Below are 26,644 nucleotides of genomic sequence, written 5' to 3'. Positions count from 1 at the left end.
ATTTATAAAATTTCTGCCACGGTATTTTAAGTGTCATATAAAAGGTGGGTTTTGTATTGGCGCCTAAATCCAGTCCTGAGGCTCATATTAAAACGGCCTATGTAACTAAAGTTGTAGAAAATAGCAGCAAGGAACGCTCCAATACAACTTCTCTGAAATAAGGTGAGTATGTGTTTTTTTGTTCACTCAATCCTACACCTCAATACACGCTAATTGTTAAGTAGTACAACTCAAATAACTACTGAAAACCCTCCCTTTTGGAGGGTTTTTTTATTCAACTAAAAATCTTAATTGTTTTGTGGACAAAATTGAAACCCCCTAACGCAATTTTAGCCATTATACGTTATCTTTGAAACGATTAGATACACTAAACCGAATAATTATGCTATACCAATACTCAAAAAAAGCACATATTAACACCTACTTTGGCGCACCCATAGTCAGCATATTAATGACTATTGCGCTCTTAATACCCCTACAAAATACAGCGCAGGAACGTGGAGTGATGCGTCAAAGCATCCATACCCCAGCTTGTGTTTATAAATTTGATCCTAGCAAAGAGTTACGGCCAAGACGTGATGTCCCTGAAGAAATCAAGGCTAAAATTGCTAATAACGAAACCCCTTGTGCCACGTTTATAGTCAATTATATTGGTTTTGGTGGAAATCCTGAGGCTCAGGCGGCTTTTCAGTATGCCGTAGACATCTGGTCACACACCATTGAGTCGTCATGGGAAATAAGAATCAATGCTACGTTTGAAGATCTTGGGGGATCCTCAGGTGGATCCATAACTCTTGGGCAGGCCGGAACCAATGGTGTTTTTACCGATGGTGTAACTGCCGGAGTCGATCCCAACTTATGGTATCCACAGGCGCTTTATGAAAAGCTAACCGGTGAGGATACCAATGGTTTAACCATGGATTCTGTGGATATAAGTGCCAGTTTTAATTCCAATGCCGCCGTAAATTGGTATTATGGTACTGATGCCAACCCACCGGGTGGCCAAAGAGATTTTGTAAGCGTGGTACTCCATGAAATTGGCCATGGTCTAGGCTTTATAGGGTTTGCTTCTGTAGACACCAACGTTAATCCGTTTACAGGATCGGTATTCCTTGGGGCCAGACCCGGAGTTTATTCAAGTTTTATTGAAACTGGGGGCGGAACCGCCATTACAGACATTGCAGATGATTCTAATGCTATGTACAATGAATTAACAGGGAACGACCTGTTTTGTAACTCCCCTGAGACCGTTCTTGCCAACGGGGGGACTCCTGCAAAAATATATGCGCCTGGAAGTTTTAGTGGTGGATCCAGTTACAGTCATTGGGATGAAGGCACCTACGAAGGAGATGACGATAATAACCTGATGACCCCAAGTTACGACGGCCCTAATCACAATCCTGGAGACATTACCATCGCCTTCTTTGGAGACATGGGCTGGGGTCTGTGTGCTTCGTTAAGCACCGAAGAGTTTGTAGCTGATAATTTTGGTGTGAGCCCAGTGCCATTTACTAATGAACTTAAAATTAGAGTTCCTGCTAATGCGCGATTCGATCAATTAAACCTAAGGATCTATGACATTATGGGAAAACTAATTTATGAAAAAACTGAAGCCGCGCTTGATGGTATTATTGATCTAACTAATCTTGATGGCTTAGAATCCAATATGTATTTCTTACAAATAGAAAACTCCAATACCAATCAAATCATTACAAAGAAAATCATTAAAGGCTAAGTCCTTTAAACCATATTAAGCACTAACTAAATCTATTATCCTATGAAAACTACTAGTAGGAATTCTTTGAATCGACTCTTATGTTTCTCCTTGGCATTTGTCATGACCACTGCTTTAGGCTGGTCGCAATCAATTACGGTTGAAGGCCCTTATGACGTGCCGCATGCGGTGAGTCAACATCAGCTAAAAATCATTTCCAATCCGGCATCTGTACCCAGAAGCCCAGAATTGGTAGCAACCATGTCTGGTGCCCGCAGTGCCTGCTCGGATTTGAAAGTTACTTTTACCACAGCGTTTCCAGCAGGTGCCGATACAGCGTTTAATTTTGCCATGGAGATTTGGGAAAACTCCATTGAATCCACAGTGCCCATTAATATAAGTGTGGAGTTCACAAATTTAGCGAGCAGTCTTGTGGCCTTTACAGAACCCAACGGTTACTTTACCATATCAGGATCTGGAGTACCGGATACTTTGTATGCCAGAGCTTTGGCTGAGCAGATAACAGGATCCGAAATTGGAGGTACAGACTCTGTAGATATCCTAATTAGTTTTAATGACTCAATGGATTTTTATTACGGTACAGATGCCAATCCGCCTGTTGATGAGATTGACTTTGTAACCTTGGTATTGCATGAAATTGGTCATGGTCTAGGTTTTATTGGATTTGGAATTACGGATGGTACGGAAGGTTCCATTCGCGATTCTGGAACAGGTTTCCCATCCATCTATGATCGTTTTATAGAGAATGGATCGGGTGCTGCTATTTTAAGTTTTGCAGACCCATCAACCGACTTGCACACACAGTTAACAAGTGATAATTTGTTTAGCAATGGCACCAATGCCACAGCTGAAAATTCTGGAACCAAACCCAAAACATACAATCCAGGTACCTTTGATTTCTTTAAAAGTTACGACCATTGGGATTCTGCGGTTTTTCCGTCTGTGAACATTAATTCCTTAATGACTGAAACGGTATCCCCTGGTGAGGCTAACCATAATCCCGGGCCAGTAACCCTTGGCTTTTTTGAAGATATGGGTTGGGCCTTGTGTTCTACCTTAAGTACAGGATCAAACAATGATTTAGACGTAGCTCTAATAGAAAATCCGGTAAGAAATCGTTTGCAATTGCAAATTGGTAACAACCTACAGGGACTTACATTGGACACGGCTATTATTAATATGGCAGGACAAAGCGTTATGGAAGCTAAACAAGTAGCTTCAGGAAATCAACTAACCATTTCCGGACTATCGCGTTTAGAAGATGGGGTATACTTTGTACAGCTTACATCACCTTCTGGTGACCAAAGCACCATTAAATTTGTAAAACAGTAACTCATTTATAACAGAAAAAAAGCGGCTTAAAGCCGCTTTTTTTATTTACCTAACATCAATAGTTCGTTGCACACTACCTCGGTGACGTAGCGTTTTTCACCCTCCTTGGTTTCGTAACTTCTGGAGGTGAGCTTGCCTTCAATAGCCACTTCTTTACCCTTACCTACATACTTCTCCACAATTTCGGCGGTCTTTCCCCAGGCCACAATATTGTGCCATTGGGTATCCGTGATACGTTCTCCTTTAGCATTCTTGTAGCTCTCATTGGTAGCAATGGCAAATTTTGCCAGCATTTTACCCGAGTCTAAGGTGATGATTTCTGGTTCGTTTCCAAGGTTTCCAATCAACTGTACTTTGTTTCTTAGCGTGTTCATAATTTAAAATTTTAATGCCCTTTACAGGCGGGTTAAACAGTTAATACTACCGGTAGTTTTTACCGACAAGGCAAAGATGCGTTGGGTCAAAAAGCACAGTCGGTAGGTAGCTGTTTAATTTCATTTGTAATTATTTGTTGTCGTTTGTTGTTGCTTGAAAGGGGTGACTAAAATCCACTGCATCCTATGGTTTAACTAGAATACCGTGAGTTTCCAGACCTAAAAAAAGAATGTATCTTAGTAGGAAAAATATAACGTATATAAACACAATTGTGTTTATCAAATTGTTGTAACCAATATTGAAAAACGCCTATGGGAACTTGGGGAACAGGAATTTCTTCAAATGACGTTTATGAAGACATCAATTATGAATTCTTTGAATTATACAATCAAGGAATGGAAGTTTCTGCCATAACCGAAAAGTTAATTAAAGAAAATAAAGAATTAATTAACTCTCACGAAGACGAAAATAATTTTTGGATTACTATAGCAAAATCTCAATGGGAATGTAAAGCTCTTGACCCGAAAATCTACAGTCGAATTAAAGACATTGTGGAATCCGAAAAGGACATTGAATTATGGAAAGAACTTGACGCTTCGAAATCGGATTTGACCAAGCGAAGAAAAGTTTTAGTAGACTTTCTAAAAAAAATATCAATCGAAAAGAAAACCGCTCGAAAAAGAAAAGTAAAAAAATTAAGAGATGCTATTTTCGAAAAAGGAGATTGTTTAGCCTTTAGATTAAGTGATGGCGATTATTGTGGAGCATTTGTACTTGAATCAGAAAAAGAGTCTGAATTCGGACTTAATTTAATTGCAGTTACTGATATAAAAATGTCGGATAAACCTACCGCACAGGACTTTGAAAAAGCAAATATTCTGTTTGCACTTGAACAGCAAATCAGCAAAGAGTTCAAACCGAAAGAACAAATAAGTTGGTACTACGCACAACACTACAAAAACTCTGAAATAAACTTCGAAAAAGTTGGAAATTTAAAGGTAATACCGACTTATCGTTCAGATAAAGACAATCAGAGTTTCTCGAATTGGGATAATCTAAAATTATACCAAGACGATTATTATTCAGATTCGTACGAGTATAGAAGTGAAAAAAAAGTGAAACTAAATAAATTGAGAAAAAAATACTGGTTACAACAATGGCTATAATTCATTGTGGTATTGTACCACGCCAAAATAAAAGTATAAATCTACGGCTGATTTGCGAGCGGAATAATCCTGCGGATGATTCCACAACGAAATCATAGCCGAGACCGTTGGCAATAATGTCAGAAATGCGCAAAGGAATCATAATCTTAGTTTATTTAATTGCCTACCCAATATTTGGACAGAATATGGATTTACCCAAAGACTTAACTGAATTTCTAAAAGCAAAATCGGAATTGATTTACGACCACAAAACTGTGGAACCTGACTTTGTCGGAATTGTTGACTTTGACAAATTGGAACTCGGAAAAATATGGATTGAAGGAAATATTAGCGGAAAATCTTATTACGAAATCCCCTCAATTAATCTGACTGACCAATGCGAACATTTCGACCCTGCATACATCCTACTCTACTTGCCGAATGAAAAACTGTATGGCACTTGGGATTCTGACCATTGGAAACTTTATGTTTTCCCAAACACTAACTGGACTGACATAACCAACAATCCAGCGGACTATATAAATCAACAATGGAATCCGAAAAAAGAAATCGGAATTGAATTTGACCCGAAAACGAATTATAAAATGATTAATGGATGGCCATTCTAAGAGATTATAACAACTTGACTTTTGACCAATTATTTGACTTCGTTGCGGAAAGTCAAACTGCAACTGAAGTCGACAAAAAGATTGCTCAAAAAATCCTTGAAGCGGAAAGAGATTGGCGAACATCTTTTGACACATTAGATAGCTTTATTTCCGCGTTAGAAAAAACCGTTGGTGGAATAATAACTAAATCAAGTTTAAATAAACTTTCAAGACATTATAAACAGAACGTTTTACAAAATGCTTGGGAATTAGAAAGTATAAGTTATTTAAATGACATTTTTGACTTGACAAAAGAAAAGGATTTGAGGAATATTGTTGCTGAATTAACTGAAAAAATAAAATAAAAACACTATTGCCAACAATGGCTATAATTCAGCGTGGCTGGAGAACTAATATGAATACTAAAACAATACAAACGGCTGATTTTACTGCGGAATAGTTCTTACGAACGATTCCACGCCGAAATCATAGCCGAACCGTTGTACGCAATTAAAATAATGATTGGAAAATCAACAAATACCAAGATTAAACATATTCTCAAAGAGATTTCTAAAGCGTTGAATGAGACCCTTCATTGTGAGATCATTGATAATTCTCGGTTCGTATTTAAGGAACACTGGAATCACAGGCAATTCCCGAATGCATATGACCTTAAGATATATACTATTCCAAGTATATATTATAAATATTTCGAGTCAAAATATCTTTTTGAAAAAGAAACAAAAGAGCGTATCAACAAATCCACGGATTACATGATTGATTCAATTGATTGGATTTTAGATATGTCAAAACTTGAAGTAAATCAAATCGACGTTGTATTGGTCAAAACACAATGGGACGAAATAAATGAACTTCAAAAAAAATTAGTTGATTCATTGAAAAAGAGTGTTGACTCAGTTGACTACCAAAATATTGGAAATACATCAAGAACAATAATGGACAAACTGGCTCGTGAGGTTTTTATTAAAGAGAAGCACGTTCCAAATGATCCGAAAATAGAAGTTTATGATGGCAAATTCAAAAATCAACTAAACACATATGTGGCGACAGAATTAAAGGGAAAATCCAACAAAGAATTACGTAAAGTGGCAGAATCAAGTATTAATCTAGTTTCTGACTCAGTAGACGTAATGAATAAAACAACCCATAAATTAGATGCAGATAAAAGATTTGCGGAATTGTGTGTTATTAGTACAATTAATGTAATTAATGTCGTCAAAATAGTCTCTGACTCAGTCGACTCTTAATAAAAACTGCGTACAACAACACCTATAATGCATTGCTACTTTTTAGGTGATTTGATATTTATTCCTACATTTAATCAATAAACTAAAGCATGAACATTTGCGTAATGCAACGCGCTTCGCTACCGGTTAGAAAAACCAATAGCTGCGCAATTGGCGCTACGCTGCGTTGCCAACCGCAACGTCATCATAGCTAAACCGTTGTGTGTAATTAAAAACTAAATACTATATTTCAATATGGTTAAAAAATTATTTCATACACAAGAAAGTCGAATCCATACTTTGACTGAACCAATTCCATGTACAAGAGATGATGCTTGGCTTGGTGAGGGAATATACTTTTGGTATGAGTTATTTGATGCAGAATATTGGGGAAATACGGCTAAAAAAGCAACTGGATTTTATGAAATATATGAAAGTGATATTGATTTAGAAAATGTTCTTGATACAGTTTTTAATGAAGAACATTATCGTTTTTGGTTAAGACAATTGGAAAAAGTTGCTATGACTTTCATAAAGAAGACAAATGAAAAACCGACTCTTAAAGAATTAAATGATTACTTTAAAGAAAGAGGTACTTGGAATGAAGTATGTGGTATCTTATTTCAAGATTTACCCACAAACGATAGGCATTTGTTAGTTAAGCCTATTCAATACAAAAATAAAAAATTTACATTTGCTTACAGAAAGCGTATTCAGTTAGTTGTTTATGAAAACCAAATAATACGTACCTTTGCACTCCTAACAACAGAAGAGTGTATAAATCTAAATTAAGATGTTAGACTTAAGAAAATTAGAAGAGAAACTTGACAAAGCTCTTTCATTAGAAACTGAAGAGAGCTTGACTAATTGGCTAAAAGAGAAAAGACTCAAAAAATTTCTTTCATCTTTTGGTGAAGGTGAGTTATGTCAAATTTCAAATGAAGAATCAATAAAAGTTACAGTATCCAATTCGTTTAACTTTGAAATAGAAGTTAACTCATTTGACACTTCCTATAATCCAAAATTGGCTGCCTAACTTAATGGATATTAATAAACAAATAAAATTAAAGTTTCACGGTGTAGACTTTCCTGTAGTTAATTTTCAATCCGATAAAGTAAATCCAACAACAGAAGGAATGGACATTAAAATGAATTTTAATCCTAAGGTTCATTATCCAAAAGAGCATCCTGATTTTTTTAGAATTGTCCAAGAAATTAATTTAGAATCCGAAAAGAATTTTAGTTTATTTATTGTAGCGGTTGGAACTTTTGAATTAGGAAAAGATACCGATGATGCAACAAAAAAATCATTTGTTAATCTAAATGCCCCAGCTATAATGTTTCCTTATGTTCGCTCGTTCATTTCTACATTAACTGGGAATTTAGGAAATGTAATTGGCACTTTGACAATTCCACCACAACTTTTTCAAGGTGATTTGGAGGAAATAATTGATATTCCTCAAAACTAAAATAACTACACACAACAACGGCTATAATGCATAGCTACTCCCCCTCTAAGTTGGAGATTATTTCCTACATTTAGTCTTAAATAAATGCATGAACGTTGAGAACATGCAGCGCGCTCCGCTACCGGTTAGAAAACCAAAGCAGACCGGATTGGCGCTACGCTGCGCTGCTAACCGCAACGCATCATAGCCAAACCGTTATCTGCAAGCCAAAACTACTCTGATGAAACAAAACTTATGGATTCTATTTATTTTGATTTCGCTAAAAAGTATCGCTTGCACTTGCGCTCTTAAAACTCTGAGCGAATTACAGAAATTGGAAATCGAAAATGCCGAACTGATTTTTATTGGAGAAGTTATAGAGGTTAACAAAAGCAATTCGACCTTTAAAATCAAGGTCACTGAATCTCTGAATGCCGAGGATAACGAAGAATTGATCTATGCTGGGAAAAACTGGGAATATTGTCATCCCGTCATTACCGAAAAAGGTCAATGGATTATTTACGGAAATATAAAGGACGGAATTTTAAAATTGAATAGATGCGGACTGAGTAGAAGTTTTGCCAAACCTACTATTCATGCTATCCCCCCACCCTCTCCTGAATTATTGAGCTCATTAAACGAAAAAGAAAAAAAAGCTCTCTGGGACAAACTCAGAAAGGATAACTTAAAAAAAGGATTGACTGAGCTTGAAGCAGAAATAAAAGCGTTGAGAAGAATAAGGGACGAAAAATAAAAAGCCAGCAGATAACACCACCTATAATGCATTGCTAATTGCCTACTTCATATGAAATTTATTCCTACATTTAATCTATAAACTTAAGCATGAATATTTGCGTAATGCAACGCACTTCGCTACCGGTTAGAAATAACAAAGCAGACCGGAGTGGCGCTACGCTGCGTTGCCAACCGCAACGACACCATAGCTAAACCGTTGTGCTTCATTATAACCAACCGCTAACCAATGATAAAATTCTTTAGAAAAATTAGGCATAATTTACTTTCAGAAGGAAAAACTGGAAAGTACTTTAAATATGCCATTGGTGAAATCCTTCTCGTTATGATAGGCATTCTATTGGCCTTACAGGTAAACAACTGGAATAACAGCAGAATTGAGGATAATCGTGAACAAACGATTTTAAGGAATTTACATTCCGATTTTCGTGAAAATATTACCGAATTGAATAGAATTTATGAAGGCACAGAGGAATCGTATAAATCATCTGTAAGACTTCTAGAAATTGTTAAAGATAGCAGTCAATTAAAGCCCAAAGAGATAGAAGCTCTTCTTAATTCTATTATTAATGGTTTTTATTCCTTAGATCTAAATTCTGCCTCAGTAGATGAAATTATAAATACTGGTTCACTTAATATTATTAAAGATGTCGAGCTAAGGAAACGTATTTCCAATTGGTCATTTATAGTAGCAGATTCGGAAGATGATATTGAAATTTTCTACGATTATATGTTCAATTTTTTTATTCCTTCGTTAAATGACAAAACAACTTTAAGAAATATAGGCATTCCAAATTTCTTAATGAAACGACTTGACATTCCACAAGTCTCTCCTTCTAATTTCAAATTAGATCAAAACACTACATTAAGGACAGTCGAATTTGAAAATGAACTTTACAATAATGCTTTGAACCTTGTTTATATTTTGGATAATTATAAAAAAATAGAGGATTACCTACATGACACATTAAACCTCATTGAAAAAAATATTAAATGATCAAGTTCTTTAGAAAAATTAGACAAAATTTACTTTCAGAAGGTAAAACTGGAAAATATCTAAAATATGCTATTGGAGAGATTATTCTTGTTGTCTTTGGAATTTTAATTGCTCTTCAAATCAATAATTGGAATGAATCTAGAATAGATCGAATATCAGAACAAGCCATATTAAAGCAACTACAATCAGAATTCAAAAGTAATCTTAAGCAATTGGATGAAAAAATTGGAATTAGAAGCTATATAATGAATTCTACTATTCAATTGCTAAGTAATATAGATCACCCAGCCATCAGAAATGTTGATAGTGTAGAAATGCACATAGCAAAAACTATCCCTTATACTACCTTCGACCCGATAATAAATGATCTGGCAACCTCAGGAAATTTGAGATTGATTAGAAATGATAGCTTAAAGGCATTACTCTCTTTATGGACCAGTGAAATTGTGCAAGTTACAGAAGGTGAACAAACCTGGGCTAAGTACAGAAATGAAATTTACATTCCATTTTTAATAAAAAATTATCAGGTAAGATCACTTCGAAATAAAGCTATGCAAACTAATCTACTATATACATTCTTGATTAATCAGGAAAACAGGGCATCTGAAATAAAAGAAATAGGAAATTCAAAACACTTTGCTGATATTAATGTTCTTCTCGACAACCCTGATTATGAAGATCATCTGGTAAGGTGTATTGTAACAAATAGAAATACGCAACAGCAAGCATTTATTCTAAGAGATAGAATAACGCAGATATTGGATATTATAAATGAAGAAATAAAATAACGAAAGCACAACAATGGCTATAATTCATTGTGGTTTTGTGCCACACCAAAATTTAGGTATTAATCAACGGCTGACTTACCAGCGGACTCATCCGGCGGATGATTCCACAACGAAATCATAGCCGAGACCGTTGGCAATAAATCTTGAAAAACTGAATTAAAAAAATTGAATAAAAAGAGAAATCAAATATAATACGATGGTGACTTTGGCCAATTTGAATTGAAATCCCAACTTCCTCTGTCTGTCAAATGCACAAACATTAAAATGCAAAAAAAGCTCTTTATTACCTTGACCACCGAACTACTTGATATTAGAATTCGTATACCGATACAAAATCAAATCACAATTCATTATGTCAGTCTTAAATGGCTCATTTTAATAGTTCTATCTTATTCTTCAGGGATTAGTGTAAATGCGCAAACCCAACTCGACTCATTGCACGCAATATGGCAAGATAAAGCTCAAGTCGACTCGGTTCGTGCAAAAGCTTACTATAAATATATCTGGGAAGGATTTCTATACTCTAATCCAGATTCTGCCCTAGTTTTAGCAAAAAATCTCGTGGAATATGGGGAGGATCATAAATATCCAAAAGCCAAAAATTTTGGCTATAACATCCAAGGTATTATATATAAGAATAAAAGTGAGTATTCCAAAGCAATGGAATTTCAAGAAAAGAGTTTAGAGCTTTATAAAAAGCAAAATGACAAAAAAAATATTGCCAGTACGCTTCACAATATGGCAATTATTTACAGAAGAACTGGTAATAACACAAAAGCACTGAAGTGTTACAAACAAAGTATTGAAATTAACGAGGAGATTAATAATCAAAAAGGTATTGCTAATTCTCTTGCGGGTACTGGTGTGATTTATTCTATTCAAGGCAATTACCCAAAAGCAATCAATTGTTATAATAAGGGACTACGGATTAACGAACAGCTTGGAGATCAAAGTGGTGTTGCGGATTTTCAAATCAATATTGGTACGGTCTATTTTGACCAAGGTGACGATACTAAAGCCTTGGAGTATTTCAACAAAGGATTGAATTTTTATAAAGACCAAGGCAACCAATATAGGCTATCTGAAATCCTAAATAATATTGGACTTATATCGCAAAATCAAGGGGATTATGACCAAGCTTTGAACTATTTTAAACAAAGTAAGGCCATTAATGAGCAACTCGATGATAAAGCTGGTGTTGCGAACGACCTTAACTGTATAGGACTTGTTTACAATAATCTTGGTGATCATAAAAAGGCATTGGAGTATTACACTCAAAGCTTAAACATTCAAAAGACGATCAATGACAAAAATGGCATGGCTAGATCCAAAATAAATATAGGAGTGGTTTATCTTGCCCAAGACAACTTCTCTAAATCCATAAAAAACTGCCAAAAAGGGTACCAATTGGCCTTATCAATCAATGATCTTTTAGCGCAAAGAGATGCTTGTAAATGTCTGTATGATGCTTACAAAAAGACAAGTCAAGTAAATGAAGCTTTATTTTATTTGGAAAAAAGAAGACTGTTAGATGAAAGTCTTAATCTCAAAGAAACCGCAACAAAACTTCAACAAATGGAGTTTAAAAAAGAACAATTAGCGGACAGCTTGGAATTCTCAAAAAAGCAAGCGATCGATAAAATAAAATTAGAAAAATCAGAAAGCACCAAGGACGCATTGATCATAGGTGCTATTTTACTTATGCTTTTAGTTGGTGTTATTTATTATGGGTACCGACAAAAGCAAACGGCCAACAGGTACTTAAAAGAGCGCAATGCCTTTGAAATAGAGAATAAGAAAAAAGCCATGACCTTGTTTAGTCAGCAAGTATCTCCAGAGGTAGCTAAGGAGCTATTATCTGATTCTTACAAATCTGGAGCTAATAAATTACGAGCCTGTATCATGTTTCTTGACATAAGAAATTTTACGCCATTTTCTGAATCAAGAGATGCTGTAGAAATAAACCAGTATCAAAATGACGTTTTTGGATTTATGATTGATATTATTAGCGAGCATAATGGCATCATCAACCAGTTTATGGGTGATGGATTTTTAGCATCCTTTGGAGCACCAGCCTCCCCAGGGAATCATAGCCAAAATGCGGTTAATGCATCCTTAAAAATACTCAAAGAACTCGAGGAGCGATGTTTATCTGGTCAATTAATTGATACCAAAATTGGAATTGGATTACATACAGGAGAAATCGTAACGGGAAATGTGGGTACTGCTAAAAGAAGGCAATATTCAGTTACCGGAAATACGGTCATATTAGCATCGCGCATCGAGCAATTGAATAAGCAGTTTAAATCGGAATTGCTTTTATCTAAAGAAGTGCTTAATGATCTTAACGATATTGAAAACTACATTTTTGAATCGGTTGGTCCAATACAACTCAAAGGCCGATCGGAGCCTGTTGAAGTCATTAAATTGGTATCAACTTAGTTTCAATTATAAAATTTGAAATTCATTAATTTAGAGGTTTGTCTATTAAGCTTCAAAATGAAAATAAAATACTATTGCCAACAATGTATATAGGTCATTGAAACGACCTATATACCAGACCGTTAGCCTTAATTGAGAAAAAAACGATAAACTAATGATTGGGAAATGGAAATAAGGCATTTGACAAGAGAAAGAATTGATGATTTCTTCATGTATCTCAATGACCACATCTCTGATAATGGCAAAAGGAATTCTCCTTTATTTCTGCCAATTTCTAGAGAAAACTTGAGTTTATCGAATGAACTAATTCAAAGCTTTAAACGAGGACAATTTGTTTCAGTTAATAAGTTAGGCTGGAGACGTGTTTTAATTGCTGAGAACAAAAAGAACGATATAATTGGTCATATCGACATAAAATCGCATAACCAAAGTTATACGAACCATAGAGCTGTTATGGGAATGGGCGTGCATCGTGATTATAGAAGAGATGGTTTAGGAAAATTATTAATAGAAACAATGATCGGTTGGGTTCGAACAGAAACGGAAATAGAACGAATTGACTTATGGGTACTTTCGGGAAATAATCCAGCAATTAGGTTATATGTCAAATTAGGATTTGAAAAGGTTGGAGAAGTTGAAGACATGTTTAGAATTGATGGTGCTTCGCATGACTATATAATGATGACTAAGAAAATAGAATAAACTAAGGCTAACAATGTGTTTAGGCAATAGCGGTTCGGGTGTATACTTGAGCCGTTTTTGCATTTTTATAAGTAACTTGCTATCAGATAGCATGGTGGTGTATAATCCGCTACTTTTCATATACAATACCGTTCACAATAGATCCTCTTGGCTAAGACTCGGCAAAATTAAATATTACATAAAGTACTATTCATTTGTCGTATGTAATTCGCAAAAAACAACTACATTCACCGCTTTTGCCATGGCTAAGATCACGCGATCATGAACAAACTTATCTACTACTTGCTACTAATGCCAATATCGCGCTTACCATTGTCTGTTTTATATGGTATTTCTAATGGCTTGTACTCCACCATCTATGGAGTATTTGGGTATCGAAAGGCTGTGGTGAGAGAGAATCTGACACATTCATTCCCTACAAAATCAGAAGTTGAGATACGTGAAATTGAAAAATCCTTTTACCGGCACCTTTGTGACATCATTGTAGAAAGCATAAAGAACTTTACCATTTCTGAAGCAGCTTCCAAGAAACGGATGAAAATCGTTAATCCAGAATTGTTGGAACGTTATTTTAACGAAGGACAGAGTGTTATTTTGGTAGGTGGACACTACAACAATTGGGAGTTATTTGCACTGGCCATTTCTGGGCAAATCAAACACACTCCTATGGCGCTTTATTCTCCCTTAAAAAATAAGTTTTGGAACGAAAAGATTACAGCTAGCCGCTCCAAATATGGACTACATATGCTGCGAATTGATCCGATTCTTAAAAAAATGAAAACGCAAAAAGGAGAACAGTTTGCAGTGATTTTTGGAAGTGATCAGTCTCCAACAAAAACACAATTAGTACATTTTACGAGCTTTTTAAATCAAGAAACAGCCGTAGCTTACGGTGCTGAAAGAATGGCAAGGGAATTTGATATACCCATCATTGCAGGCTCAAATATAAAGGTGTCTCGGGGGCACTATAAAATAGTTTTTAAGCTTGTCTCAGATGACCATAGCAAATTTAAAAAAGGAGAAATTACCAGCGCCTTTACAAAGCACTTGGAAAAGGATATCATGACCGCTCCGCAATATTGGTTGTGGACTCATAGACGTTGGAAACGCCATAAGTCTGAACACAAGACTGATCGGATCATATAGTGTCCAAATTTTATGCTCTGTATTAGCGCTTAGATTTTGAAGTCAATCTCTTTCTTATTACTAACAAGGATTTAGACCGATATATAAAAGAATGACATTTGCTATAATACCGGCCATACCCCATTAGGTCGACGAAGCAAGTTCAAATAATTTCTTAGCTTTAAACATCAACCCACTTATACAACCCACAATAACTCAACAGGGGTATAGCGATAACAGTTGGATGTCTTTATAAATCCTACAATTTGCTAAATCATAAATAAAATGAAATTGTTATTAAGAATTAATACAATCAAAATTATGAGAGACCTATTTTTCCTTACTTTTTTAGCATTGTTTGTGACAGGATGTGGACAATCCTCGGATAAGAAAAAATCAATAGCGACAGGTCAAATTGAACAAAAGCAACCCAATATTTTACTCTTGGTAGGCGACGATATTGCCTTTGGAGATTTAGGAGCGTTTGGATCTGAAATACCTACTCCTAATATGAATCGCCTAGCTGATGCTGGAGTTCGTTTTTCAAACTTTCACGCCTCACCTGTATGCAGCGTTACGCGAGCCATGTTAATGACGGGGTGCAATAATATAGAGGTTGGATTAGGATCTTTTGACTATTCCTTTTATCCACCAACTAAAGGTGTCTCTGGATATGAGGGATACTTGACAGATAATACAGTAACTATAGCGCAATTACTAGAAGATGCGGGTTATGAAACGTATAAATCTGGAAAGTGGCACTTAGGTGGTGAAGCTGCCGGAGGTGTAGGTCCTCTTTCCTGGGGGTTTACTAAAGAATTTGGAATACTCTCAGGAGGGTCTAATCATTGGAACGATTTAGCAATGACGCCAGACTTCAGCGACCCTAACGGTTTGAATGTTAAAAGAAAAGAACATTTTACATTAAATGGAGAGCATTTTGATAGACCTGAAGGAGTGTATTCTGGTGAGTTATACACCGAGCATATGCTGAATTTTATCAAGGAAGGACATGCTAATAACAAACCCTGGTTTGCTTATATGGCATTTACAACTGCCCACTTCCCCATTCAGGCACCTGCTGATATGATAGATAAACACTACCAAAAGTATTTGGATTTGGGCTATGCAGGCCTTAAAAAAGCGAGATACGAAAGTTTAAAAAGTAAAGGATTAATTACTGAAACCGCGATTGAACCAGAGTTTAACGAGATAACTCATAAATGGGAAAGCTTATCAGATGAAGAGCAAAAAATACAAGCAAAAGTAATGGCGACGTATGCCGCTATGATTGAAGATCAAGACAATAGAACAGGACAGATTTTAGATTATCTAAAAGAATCTGGTCAATTAGATAATACCTTGGTAATTTATGTAACAGATAATGGACCAGAAGGATTTGAGGCAACACACCCAAGAACTGGTAATCCAGAAATGGCAAAATGGATTGAAACACAATTTGATCAAAGTTTTGAGGCAATTGGAACCGGAGACTCCGAACATACAATCGGTGTTTCATGGGCTAATGCTGCAACAGGAGGATTGCAATGGTGGAAATGGTTTATTGGTGAAGGTGGGATTCGTGTTCCTATGATGATTGTACCGCCTGGCGCATTTTCAGAGAATTATGACCGCTCTGGACAGATTTCAAATGCGGTCATGTCCGTTAAAGATTTACCTATGACTATTTTGGATTATGCAGGGGTTTCTCATCCAGGAACAACATATGAAGACCGTAATGTTGTAAAACCATCTGGTGTTACCGCAAGACCATTTTTAGAAGGTGATTCTGATATAGTAAGGTCTAACGACCAATGGTATGCTTTCGAGTTATTTGGTAATGGCTATTTAATGAAAGGAAATTATAAATTGATGAAAGTACGTGAAGGAATGTTTGGAGATGGTGAATGGCATCTGTACGATGTAGTAGCCGATCCCTCTGAAATGAACGCTTTAGAAGAAGATATGTCAGAAATGTTTGAAGAAATGAAGCAATTATATGCTGGTTACGCTAAAGAGAATAATATTATGGAAGTTGATGCAGCATGGAATCCATTTAAAGCCGCTAGCGAATAAGATGAAAAAGATCACAACATTTTTTTGCCTGACATTTGTTCTCTTCTCCTGCCAAAATCAAAATAAAGAGGCTAAAAAAGAAGTAACAGTACAGACCATTTCGGAGAAGGTTACAGCCTTAAACACTAAGCTTAATAATACGCTTGATGAAGCGTATATCATCAATTTAGACCATCATAAAATGGCTGAGGAAGAAGGTGTGTATACACCTCCAGCAATCGCTACAATTTTTTCGGATCCTAAAATAAATACTGAGCTTGTTAAACAAAACCCCTTAATTGGACTTGATTTACCATTTAAAGTTCTTTGTTATTCTGAAGCAGATACTACTAAAGTATCCTTTGCTTATACGTCAACAGATTTCATTTCAAAAAGGCATGGATTAAATAATAGCCTACTTGAACCCTATGATAAGAAACTTTCAAAAATAGTTTCAAGTGTCGATTCTTTGTTGATCTCAAGAACAAATACGGACTCGGTTAGTCTCGACTTTGGAATCATCAAAATACAATCAGACTATGATTTTAAGACTACCGTTACTAATTTAAAAGCTATAGTCAACGCCCAAAATGATACAAGATGGTTTGGTGAAATTGATTTCCATAAGGACGCAGCGGCACTCAACCAAGAAGTCAATCAGTCTACACTTCTCCTTTTTGGCGGTCCTGCTCCAGGCGGAAAGGCAATGATGACTACCCCTAAAATTGGCTTGGATGCTTTTTGTCAAAAGTTACTGGTTTATGAAAACGATCAAGGAGACATCTACATCGCATTTAATGATATAGTAGTATTTTCAGAATTGTACTATGGTACATCCACCAAACCGCAAAACCTGATAAATCAAAGACTCACCAAAACTTTTAAATCCGCTGTAAAAGAAGAAAACTAATGCCTATTGTGAGTTCGGAGAATAGCAATGTTTAAATACTCAGGAACCAAAGACAAATACCTCAGCAACACTGCCTAAACCAATCAAGTTTAAAGTGCTATTAAATTATGTGTACAAATACCAATTGCCTAATTTCATCGTGAGATTGGTCTTGTTATGTCTCCTGTCATCTTGTACAACCTTAACAGCACAGGCCATGCAAACCTCTAACCCTCAACAACTCGCAGAAGATATAGTTTCAAAAATACAAACAGACATAGACCCTGAGTTTGTTTATGATTACGAGCAATCCAGGTTTGTTCCACCAGCTGGTAAAACACTACTAATTATGGGGCAGACCGTTGAACGTATAACAGAATACATGGATCATTTTCAAAACCGACCAATTCCTGGAGGTTGGTCTGCTTATTGGGGAATTACTGAGTTTTTAGGCATTAAGGAAACACATAAAAACGAAACGGGATCTTCTCAAAACCACCAAATGCTAATCGACAACTTTCCTAATACGGTGATTCAAAGTGCCATGTGGATGGTAGGCAAATGGGATGTGGCTAAAAAAGCTGGCAATGGAGATTTTGACCGTGTTATAAAGAAATTTTGTGCCTGGGCTAAATCTACCAACAGACCCATTTACTTAAGAATTGGTTACGAATTTGACGGGCCCCATAACGAACTTGATCCCGAAGAGTATGTTAGGGCATACAGGCACATTGTAGATCTCATGCGTGCCAAAGGGGTAGAAAACGTGGCATTTGTATGGCATTCCTATGCCTCCAAACCATACAAGGACCATCCCGTATCAGCCTGGTATCCCGGGGATGATTATGTAGACTGGGTGGCTATTTCTGTATTCGGACATGCCTACGGTGGAGAAGATTTTGGCCCCTATTGTGACGATGTCCTAAAGTTTGCCAAGCAACACAAAAAACCTGTTATGATTGCTGAGTCCAATCCGATACACGGTATCGATAAAGAACAAAATGAGGTTTGGGACCAATGGTTTGTCAATTTTTTCACTTTTGCTTACCGCAAGAATATTAAAGCTATTAGCTTTATTAACGAAAACTGGCAACAAACAAAAATTCCCGGGATATCAGAGTGGAAAGACGGACGTCTCTATAACAACAAACAAGTTTCCGAAGCCTGGTTTAAAGAGACCAATAAAGAGCGTTATTTAAAGCAATCAGCAACGCTCTATCAACAGTTGGGATATGTGGAAGAATAATGGTCTTGCATCGCAAAGTACGAGTGATATTCCATTCAACAAGCTAAAATTGTTGATTCAAGTTTCAATTTGGTTGAATACCGCTTTTTGCATTTTTCAAATCCAACTTGCTCTATTTTGGACTTAAATTTAAAATCATGAAATTATATTTAAAAGGAAAAGGAAGCCTAGTCTATTTTGCCATTTTACTGTTTATCTCAGGGTTATTATGTGTTTCCTGCAAAGACGCTCCGGTTACTCCTTCAAACACGGAAACTGATTTGATACTGAAAATCAATGCCGTCCAGGAACAAATAATGGCCCAGGGAAATATAAGCCAACAAGAAGAACAGGCCCTGTTAGGATTGTGCAGTATTGTATCACATAATGACGGTTTGGCCAATCATTTAAATGATGAAAAACTATTGTTTAAAGATGTGGATCTTGTTCCCGTTTTTAAGGGTTGCAGAAACCTATCTAAAGAAGAAACAAAGACTTGCTTTATCAATGAAGTTTCAAGTTTTATCAATCAAGAGTTTAACCTGGAACTTATTAAAGAACTCAACCTTCCGGATCCAAAAGAAGTGGATGCCTTTTTTATCATTGATGCCACCGGAACCCTAGCTGGGATGAAAGTTAGGAATACAGAAGTAAGCATTCAAGGCGAAATCCTAAGGGTACTGCGAAAAATGCCGAGAATGGCCCCAGCCGTTAACAACGGCACCAACGTGTCTGTTTTATGTTCCTTTAAATTGTACTATAAAGATGCTATTGACCTTGAATTTGTTCATATTCCTGAATACCCCGAAGAATAAAGGCTTCATCATTAAAAGGAATTATTTTATCTTTAATTTAGATAGAAATTAGTGTAGACTCCATTCTACTTTTTGGTTAGTAGCTGTTATACACGAACATGTTATCCAATCCTTAGAATGACCTCATGAAAAAAAGAAAAATTACGGCAATGGTTTTTTTACTTATTGCAATTGCTTTAAGCCTTGCCTTTCTATTAAAGATTGAATTCTCTCAAGGGTATACAGCCTATTTTAAAAGAGCTTATTATAACCAATTTGGTCCCTTAGCTATAAGTATTGAATTGTTGTTTGCCGGGTATTACCTATTTGTTGGGCATCAAAAGACGAATTTTGCCCTGGCTCTTTTTGGGTTTACAGCCCTGCTAGATCCACTTTTTAATTTCATAGGTCTTTTTGATAGCCTTGTGCCCTTATACGCAACCATTCTATTAGCACTTTGTGGGATCCTATGTTTATGGTTGGCATTTACTAACACCTTTAAATTAGAGCGTCTATCTACTTTGGCCGCTATTCTTAGTGTTGTCTTAGGGGTGTTTATTGAATTGTTCTTCAATTACTTATAAGGAGCCTCTTCCAATAAGTTGAGCAACCTTATCCTAGAACTGCAGAACCAACACGTGGACCAAAAACCTTATCTTTAATGAAACCAAGCTCTAATGATCAAATTCTTTGGTTATCAAAACAGAATTTTGCAAAAGCAAAATCAAAGGTCTGGTAGACCTTTGGTTGAGATAGCCGCTCGCGGGCTTAACTTATTGACCAAACAGATTACATGCTAAAATTTTTTAGACGTATCCGCTACAATCTTATGAGTGAAAATAAAATAGGCAAGTACCTTAAATACGCCATCGGCGAAATCATACTCGTAGTTATTGGGATTCTAATTGCACTACAAATTAATACCTGGAACGAACAACAGAAAGATCTGGATCAGGAACAACTCATTTTAAAACAATTGAGAAGTGAATATATAAGTAACCTAGCCCAATTAGATGAGAAGATTCTCATGAGAAATGAAGGCACCGAAGCTTGTAATATTATCTTAAATCAAATTGATAATCCCGAGTCGATTAATGCTGAAGACTTTTATAAAGCTTATTGGCAAATAATCAGAGATCCCACATTTGACCCCATTAAAAATGATATTGTTGGATCAGAAAAATTGCGCCTCATTACTAATCAACAGTTAGTTAGATTATTATCAAATTGGTCTTCTGAAGTGTATCAAGTACAAGAACTGGAATTGGAATATAAAAAATACCGTACCGAGATCATTTTACCCTGTGCCAATAGGCTTGGCATTTCAAGAAATATTAATAATACACTGTGGAAAGACGGGTATACCCCTACGGAAGCTCTTGACAAAAAGTACAACTATAAGTTCACTATAAAACCCACCAAAAAGAACTTAAATTTGAAAGATGTCCTTGCAGATGTCGAGTTAGAAGGCATCATAAGTCAGATCATTACCTTTAATCAAGTGACCAATCTGCAATCTCAAACCTTACGAGGTAGAATAGAACGTATGCTCGAAATCATTGAACAAGAGATTAAATGACAAGGTTTAACAGATAAATTAGGTTTATTCTCATGAGTAGAAACAAATACGGTAATTACCTTCTCTATGCAATTGGGAAGTTACTACCCGTAGTAATTGGAATTTTCATGGTATCCATGTTGTTTTGTTCTTGCCATCAAAAACATGATGATTTCGAGTGGGTCTTTGTTAAAGGAGGTTCCTTTGAACAGGGGAAACACCAGTTTATTATAAGCCCCAAAGGAGATACCATATATGGATTCACAAGTCCCAATCGCATAGTAGAGCTAAGTGATTTTTACATTAGTAAATACGAAATTACCGTAGCACAGTTTCGGGCTTTTTGTGAGGCTACAGGTCGCAACATGCCAGACCCTCCCTTAGTCGACGCCTATGGAGAACCTGGCAATTAAATTTGGGAAGATGATAAACCCATGCTGGCCAATTGGGATGAAGCCAATGCCTTTGCCCAGTGGATGGGCGGTCGCCTGCCCACTGAGGCCAACAATGGTTATAATTACTCTAAAATCTGATTTACTTCCCTTGATTCAAAAACTAAAATATGGTCTAATTAAACTAAATTCTTGCCTGAATACCTGTTACTACTCCTGAGACTCTAACTCCACCTAAGGATGTATGGTGATAACCCAGATAAAAAGCCCATCTTTTCAAATGGTATTTGAGTTGATACTTGACCGTATTGATTTGGCTTGAATTTATAAATGACTGTTTATAAGCGAAAGATGCACTTATTGGATTTATAAGGTATACATCCAACCCAAGATTATAAGCAAAACCAAAGGTTTTTACCTCATTGCCAACATAAGTAGCGCCCATACCAAACCACCCCGTAAAAGATCGTTCCCTAAAACGATAATAATTCAACATTAATGAAGTGACGTCTAAATAATCAGTGCCACCCAGTTCATGTTCAAAAAAGCTTTGGTGACTCAAGTCAACACCTAAAATTGGGATGAAACGGTAGTTAAGACCTACCTCTAAAGAATTGGAAAAATTATCTAAAAGGTAATTAACATCAAGATTCACCAGGCTCCTTTTATCACCTTTCTCAAAGCCAAAATCATATTCTCCTTTCACATTATCAAAATAATAAGGATAAGGAGAAAAATAACGTGCTTTCATATCACCAAGGACAATCTTAAACGAAATTAGTAACAGTATTTCTGTAACAGCCTCCTTAAGAATATTCTCAGAATTACTCTCCGCCTCGGTTGCGCTATCATTTGTACTATTAGAATTACTATTACTAGATCTTGAAGATAGTTGTCCTTTTGCTTGACTTAATTTCCCTTGAGAAAAACCAATGGTAGGTATAACAATAATTAAGAAGATTAATTTTCTCATGGATACGTGTTTAGTAGTCTTTCTGTTGAAACAACTACCATGCCGAAAAATCCAATCCAACACGGTTCATGTATTTACATGAAAATATTAAAGTGTTCTTCTTCCTATCTATTTGCAAGAATACAAAGTGGCTAAACCGCTAATTACATAAAGAAAAGTCTTGAATAACTATCAAATTGCTATCCTTGACACTTTATCTTCAAAAATATTTGACTTTTATCCTTAATTTTAAGAGGGTTAAACTGCTCATCTCGATCATTAATTCTAATGCATATGAAAGTTACCGCTGAAAAAAACGAAAAAGTGGGAAATATGATCTTTGCCTCTATTTACCCGCATTATTGGAACAGGCTTGAAAAGAATGGCCGCACCAAGGAAGAATTTCATCAGGTATTGGAATGGTTTACTGGCTATGACGAGGCGACCATACAGAAACTTATGGATAACAAAGTCACCTTTAGAGAGTTTTTTGAAGGAGCCAAGATTCATCCTAACGAGTACATGATTAAAGGAGTCGTTTGTGGCTATCGCATAGAGGAAATTGAACCTGAATTTAAACTCTACAAACAATGCCGCCAAATGGAAAAGCTTATCGACGAATTGGCCAAGGGGCGTAAAATGGAAAAAATTTTACGTATAGAAAAATAACGCGGATAAAGCTATACTGAGCTAAAAATCGATGTGTTTAGAAAAGAACCGTAAACAGCTGCAACTATGAGTTACAGTATTCATCACGATCTGGAAATAAATGCCCATATCCGAGAAGTCTATGAGGCCGTTTGTGACCCAATTCATCTGATCAACTGGTGGCCCGAAAGGTGTACGGGCATTCCACGAACTGGTGAAGTCTATAATTTCCAGTTTACAGAAGCCTATAACTGGTTTGGAAAGGTCATAAGAGCCATTCCAAATGAAGCCTTTCACATTAAAATGACACAGTCTGATGAGTATTGGAATCCAACCTCTTTTGGGTTTGATCTAGAATCACATCAGAACAAGGTGCTTGTTAAATTCTGGCATGTGGGTTGGCCTGATTGTAATGCACATTTTAGGCGATCCTCGTTTTGCTGGGCCATCTTACTTCAAGGACTCAAAAACTATGTGGAAAAGGATTTAATTATACCTTTCAAAGAGCGGGAATGACGCAACCATCTGGTTTTCTCAGCATCTTTTAAGTACAACTAAATCATTATCAAAATGAAATATCTCATATTCGTCTTGGTTCTTACCTTCAGCGTTCTCTCATGTAATAATACCGTTCAATCGAGTCAAGAACCGGTTACAACCACACTCATTTCAAAAGGCGAACTCTATGGTAATGGCGCTGAAGGCATTTTAAGCAGTCAAAGAGTTATTAATGACACCAGCGCCTGGAATAGTCTACTGGATCAAATGAATTCGGTGAATACAGTATCCGATTCGTTCTCTGAAATCGACATAAACTTTTCTGAATTTACAGTCATCGCGGTGTTTGATGACATTAAGGGGAATGGAGGTTATGGCATTGACTTGGCGGTAAGTTCTACAAATGAAACTATTATAGTTGACGTTACCCATTTAAGTCCAGAGGGGAATGCCATTACCGTTATGACCCAACCCTATCATATAATCAAAATCCCTAAGGCCCTTCTACCGGTTGTGTTTAATTAAGGCCGTTTCTTTTAGGATAAATTCATATTGTATTAACTTTAGCTAAGGACAATAATTGCATTCTCATAACTATGCCAAGATTTGATCTTTTCAAGGGTCTAAGACTAATTGTAGTATTCTTTATAAGTACAACAGGAAACGCTCAGGACCGTTATTTTGATGCTCCGAAGGCCGAAAATGATGGCTGGGAAATAGCAGATGTTAGATCAATGGATCTTGACACTACAAGACTTTACCATTTCTTTTCCCAGGCCAAAGCCGGACCCAATAAATTACATAGTGCGCTTTTAGTTAAAGAGGGTACTCTGGTCATTGAAGAATATTTTAATGGACAGCAAGCCTCGGAACCTCATGACATGAGATCCGTATCTAAAAGTATAAGATCGCTTTTGTTAGGAATAGCAATTGATAAGGGTTATATAGACTCCATTGACGATCCCATCTCTGATTATTTGGGACCCTTACAAGCCCGTAAAAATCTGGACCCAAGAAAAAAAGAGATTACGATTAGACATTTAATTACCATGTCTACCGGCTGGGATTGCAATGACTGGGATCAATCCTCAAAAGGTCAGGAGGATCGCGTTTACAAAAAATCCAATTGGTTGCAATATACCTTAGATCTCCCCATGATCAACGATCCTGGAACTGTGTCTAACTACTGTTCTATGGGAGTCATTCTTATGAGTGAAATTATTAGTCAGGCTTCAGGCATGTCTATTGATACCTTCGCTCAAAAATACCTATTTAATCCTCTGGGAATCAATAACGTTCAATGGGGTCACACTAATGACAAACCCGTCATCGATTCTGGAAAGCGATTGTACATGACGTCGAGAGATCTTGCAAAAATTGGCCTCTTAGTACTACAAAATGGTCAATGGGATGGCCAACAGATAGTTTCTAGAGAATGGATTGAAGCATCGACTAGTTCGAAAACTAAAATCACAAATATGAACTACGGCTTTTTATGGTGGCAAATACCATTTAAACATGGAGACGCATTGTATTCATCCGTAGTAGCCACTGGAAATGGAGGGCAATACATTATGATTATCCCAAAGTTAGAGTTAGTGGCCGTATTTACAGGTAACGCTTACAATTCGCAGGAAGACAAATTACCATTCGCCATTGTGAAGGATGTCTTTATTCCAACATTTATGGAATAATACAATATACCAGCGAAAACTGGACACAAGGCATTCGTTATAAATTAGTACCTTAGAACTGCTAACATCCCAATAATTCTAAATTACCTTCAATGCCCTTAAAATATCTGTTCAGATTATTGCTATGCATTGTCTTTAGTATTAGTCTTTCAGCACAGGAAAAAGAAAGCTGGTTTAAGGAAAATTTTATAAGTAAAGAAGATGGTGCTGTAGATTTGAGTGTGTATCTGGATAATGCTGTGGGCATTATTCCTATGCCCATCATTATCACAGAACCCGCCGTGGGATTTGGGGGAGGACTATCACTCGTGTATTTTCACAGGCGTAAAAAAAATGCGCAAGGCGAGGTTCAAAAAGGACTCCCCCCAAGTTTATCTACTATAGCTGGAGCCTATACCGCCAATGGGACTTATGCTATATTAGGGGCCCATCAGGGGTCCTATCTCAATGATTTTTTACGCTACACCGGGGCTATTGGACATCCTAGTGTCAACCTTAAGTTTTTTGGAGATGCCTCCTTAGGTGCCAGAGCAGGACTGGACTTTAATTTGCAAGGTTTTTTAGTGTTTCAGGAATTTTTAACGCGTGTTAAGAAAGACTTGCCGCTATTTTTAGGATTCAACTATATCTACTTTGGCAATAAGGTAAAGTTTAATGTTGGCGATCGAGAAATCGATCCCGACCTGATTACCGATACCAATACTGCTGGAATTAATTTTGTGGCCGCCTTCGATCGTCGTGATAATATCTTTACCCCCAACCGCGGAGGCTTTGCGGCTATAGATTTTGGTATCCACGATCAAGCGCTAGGTGGGAGTAGAAACTATAATAACTTTGCCTTTAGAGGGTATTACTATCTCGATTTTATAAACCGGGTGGTTCTCGGGTTACGCTATAATTTTCATTACAAATGGGGAGATGTCCCCTTCTTTGAGTTGCCTTTTATAAATTTAAGAGGTATTCCCGCATTAAGATATCAGGGTAATATGGTCAATACTGCCGAAGTAGAAGCGCGGATTAATGTCTACAAACGTTGGAGTGTTATGGGGTTTGCTGGAACTGGAACGGCTACTGATAATTTTGCCGCTATTAATGCCGATTCTTTTAAAAGCATTATTGGTACTGGGTTTAGGTATGAGCTCGCCCGTGATTATGGCTTGCATATGGGGGTTGATTTTGCTTTTGGCCCTGAACAGTTTGCGTGGTACCTCACCTTTGGAAGTAATTGGTTCAGATGATACA

At 36.5% G+C, this 26,644-nt stretch carries 28 protein-coding genes and 1 pseudogene; 27 read left to right on the top strand and 2 right to left on the bottom strand.

Features of this window, described 5'->3' with window-relative positions; genetic code table 11:
• Positions 1–382 precede the first annotated feature (382 nt).
• A complete protein-coding gene (locus DN064_RS01885) occupies positions 383–1,735 on the top strand; it encodes a T9SS type A sorting domain-containing protein (protein ID WP_115460910.1) in 1,353 nt (450 codons plus the stop codon).
• Positions 1,736–1,777: 42 nt separating this feature from the next.
• Positions 1,778–3,067, top strand: a complete 1,290-nt coding sequence (locus DN064_RS01880; RefSeq protein ID WP_115460909.1) for a T9SS type A sorting domain-containing protein — start codon at positions 1,778–1,780, stop codon at positions 3,065–3,067.
• A 41-nt stretch (positions 3,068–3,108) separates the two neighbouring features.
• Here the strand turns inward: DN064_RS01880 and DN064_RS01875 are convergent, their stop codons facing one another.
• Complete coding sequence (locus tag DN064_RS01875) at positions 3,109–3,441, bottom strand: single-stranded DNA-binding protein (RefSeq protein ID WP_115460908.1); 333 nt, start codon at positions 3,439–3,441, stop codon at positions 3,109–3,111.
• A 312-nt stretch (positions 3,442–3,753) separates the two neighbouring features.
• On the opposite strand from DN064_RS01875, the gene DN064_RS01870 reads away from it, so the two are divergent.
• The 20 genes and pseudogenes from DN064_RS01870 (at position 3,754) to DN064_RS14255 (ending at position 21,751) form a co-directional block, all read left to right on the top strand.
• Complete coding sequence (locus tag DN064_RS01870) at positions 3,754–4,608, top strand: hypothetical protein (RefSeq protein WP_115460907.1); 855 nt, start codon at positions 3,754–3,756, stop codon at positions 4,606–4,608.
• Between the two features lie 125 nt (positions 4,609–4,733).
• A complete protein-coding gene (locus DN064_RS01865) occupies positions 4,734–5,216 on the top strand; it encodes a hypothetical protein (RefSeq protein ID WP_157962200.1) in 483 nt (160 codons plus the stop codon).
• On the top strand, positions 5,204–5,560 hold the full coding sequence (locus tag DN064_RS01860) for a hypothetical protein (RefSeq protein ID WP_115460905.1): 357 nt from the start codon (positions 5,204–5,206) through the stop codon (positions 5,558–5,560). Before DN064_RS01865 ends, DN064_RS01860 begins: the two co-directional genes overlap by 13 nt.
• Positions 5,561–5,713: 153 nt before the next feature.
• A complete protein-coding gene (locus DN064_RS01855; RefSeq protein ID WP_115460904.1) occupies positions 5,714–6,463 on the top strand; it encodes a hypothetical protein in 750 nt (249 codons plus the stop codon).
• A 234-nt stretch (positions 6,464–6,697) separates the two neighbouring features.
• Entirely contained in the window at positions 6,698–7,234 is a 537-nt protein-coding gene (locus DN064_RS01850; protein ID WP_115460903.1) for a hypothetical protein, read from the top strand.
• Between the two features lies 1 nt (position 7,235).
• Positions 7,236–7,478: a hypothetical protein gene (locus tag DN064_RS01845; RefSeq protein WP_115460902.1), complete on the top strand. Its 243-nt coding sequence runs from the start codon at positions 7,236–7,238 to the stop codon at positions 7,476–7,478.
• Between the two features lie 4 nt (positions 7,479–7,482).
• Positions 7,483–7,911: a protein-export chaperone SecB gene (locus tag DN064_RS01840; protein ID WP_115460901.1), complete on the top strand. Its 429-nt coding sequence runs from the start codon at positions 7,483–7,485 to the stop codon at positions 7,909–7,911.
• A 220-nt stretch (positions 7,912–8,131) separates the two neighbouring features.
• Entirely contained in the window at positions 8,132–8,644 is a 513-nt protein-coding gene (locus DN064_RS01835) for a hypothetical protein (RefSeq protein WP_115460900.1), read from the top strand.
• Between the two features lie 228 nt (positions 8,645–8,872).
• Positions 8,873–9,640, top strand: coding sequence for a DUF6090 family protein (locus tag DN064_RS01830; protein ID WP_115460899.1), 768 nt, complete (start codon positions 8,873–8,875; stop codon positions 9,638–9,640).
• The gene (locus tag DN064_RS01825) at positions 9,637–10,428 is read left to right on the top strand and encodes a DUF6090 family protein (protein ID WP_115460898.1); all 792 of its coding nucleotides are present in this window, start codon (positions 9,637–9,639) and stop codon (positions 10,426–10,428) included. Before DN064_RS01830 ends, DN064_RS01825 begins: the two co-directional genes overlap by 4 nt.
• Positions 10,429–10,692: 264 nt before the next feature.
• A complete protein-coding gene (locus DN064_RS01820) occupies positions 10,693–12,870 on the top strand; it encodes a tetratricopeptide repeat protein (protein ID WP_115460897.1) in 2,178 nt (725 codons plus the stop codon).
• Between the two features lie 165 nt (positions 12,871–13,035).
• Positions 13,036–13,572, top strand: a complete 537-nt coding sequence (locus DN064_RS01815) for a GNAT family N-acetyltransferase (protein WP_115460896.1) — start codon at positions 13,036–13,038, stop codon at positions 13,570–13,572.
• 261 nt (positions 13,573–13,833) lie between these two features.
• Positions 13,834–14,718 carry a lysophospholipid acyltransferase family protein gene (locus DN064_RS01810; RefSeq protein ID WP_115460895.1) on the top strand — a complete coding sequence of 295 codons (885 nt, stop codon included), beginning with the start codon at positions 13,834–13,836 and terminating at the stop codon, positions 14,716–14,718.
• Positions 14,719–15,018: 300 nt separating this feature from the next.
• On the top strand, positions 15,019–16,773 hold the full coding sequence (locus DN064_RS01805) for an arylsulfatase (RefSeq protein ID WP_157962199.1): 1,755 nt from the start codon (positions 15,019–15,021) through the stop codon (positions 16,771–16,773).
• Position 16,774: 1 nt separating this feature from the next.
• Positions 16,775–17,662, top strand: coding sequence for a DUF302 domain-containing protein (locus DN064_RS01800; protein WP_198659389.1), 888 nt, complete (start codon positions 16,775–16,777; stop codon positions 17,660–17,662).
• A gap of 196 nt (positions 17,663–17,858) precedes the next feature.
• On the top strand, positions 17,859–18,887 hold the full coding sequence (locus DN064_RS01795; protein WP_115460892.1) for a glycoside hydrolase family 26 protein: 1,029 nt from the start codon (positions 17,859–17,861) through the stop codon (positions 18,885–18,887).
• 137 nt (positions 18,888–19,024) lie between these two features.
• A complete protein-coding gene (locus DN064_RS01790; protein WP_115461357.1) occupies positions 19,025–19,681 on the top strand; it encodes a hypothetical protein in 657 nt (218 codons plus the stop codon).
• Positions 19,682–19,806: 125 nt separating this feature from the next.
• A complete protein-coding gene (locus DN064_RS01785) occupies positions 19,807–20,244 on the top strand; it encodes a hypothetical protein (protein WP_115460891.1) in 438 nt (145 codons plus the stop codon).
• Between the two features lie 209 nt (positions 20,245–20,453).
• On the top strand, positions 20,454–21,239 hold the full coding sequence (locus DN064_RS01780; protein ID WP_157962198.1) for a DUF6090 family protein: 786 nt from the start codon (positions 20,454–20,456) through the stop codon (positions 21,237–21,239).
• Positions 21,240–21,271: 32 nt separating this feature from the next.
• A pseudogene (locus DN064_RS14255) lies at positions 21,272–21,751 on the top strand (formylglycine-generating enzyme family protein).
• Positions 21,752–21,794: 43 nt separating this feature from the next.
• Here the strand turns inward: DN064_RS14255 and DN064_RS01765 are convergent.
• Positions 21,795–22,583, bottom strand: coding sequence for a hypothetical protein (locus tag DN064_RS01765; RefSeq protein ID WP_115460887.1), 789 nt, complete (start codon positions 22,581–22,583; stop codon positions 21,795–21,797).
• A 273-nt stretch (positions 22,584–22,856) separates the two neighbouring features.
• Here DN064_RS01765 and DN064_RS01760 point away from each other — a divergent pair, with 273 nt between their 5' ends.
• The 5 genes from DN064_RS01760 (at position 22,857) to DN064_RS01740 (ending at position 26,640) form a co-directional block, all read left to right on the top strand.
• Positions 22,857–23,231, top strand: a complete 375-nt coding sequence (locus DN064_RS01760; protein ID WP_115460886.1) for a DUF2200 domain-containing protein — start codon at positions 22,857–22,859, stop codon at positions 23,229–23,231.
• Between the two features lie 66 nt (positions 23,232–23,297).
• The gene (locus DN064_RS01755) at positions 23,298–23,726 is read left to right on the top strand and encodes an SRPBCC family protein (protein ID WP_115460885.1); all 429 of its coding nucleotides are present in this window, start codon (positions 23,298–23,300) and stop codon (positions 23,724–23,726) included.
• Positions 23,727–23,780: 54 nt separating this feature from the next.
• A complete protein-coding gene (locus tag DN064_RS01750) occupies positions 23,781–24,233 on the top strand; it encodes a protease complex subunit PrcB family protein (protein ID WP_115460884.1) in 453 nt (150 codons plus the stop codon).
• Positions 24,234–24,304: 71 nt separating this feature from the next.
• Complete coding sequence (locus DN064_RS01745; protein ID WP_115460883.1) at positions 24,305–25,402, top strand: serine hydrolase domain-containing protein; 1,098 nt, start codon at positions 24,305–24,307, stop codon at positions 25,400–25,402.
• 92 nt (positions 25,403–25,494) lie between these two features.
• Entirely contained in the window at positions 25,495–26,640 is a 1,146-nt protein-coding gene (locus DN064_RS01740) for a BamA/TamA family outer membrane protein (RefSeq protein WP_115460882.1), read from the top strand.
• The last annotated feature ends 4 nt before the right edge of the window (positions 26,641–26,644 follow it).

The organism is Winogradskyella aurantiaca (genome assembly GCF_003362725.1).
Lineage (GTDB): Bacteria > Bacteroidota > Bacteroidia > Flavobacteriales > Flavobacteriaceae > Winogradskyella_A > Winogradskyella_A aurantiaca.
The sequence above is the reverse complement of the archived record's forward strand: the minus strand, read 5'-3'. Positions and strand labels throughout refer to the sequence as shown.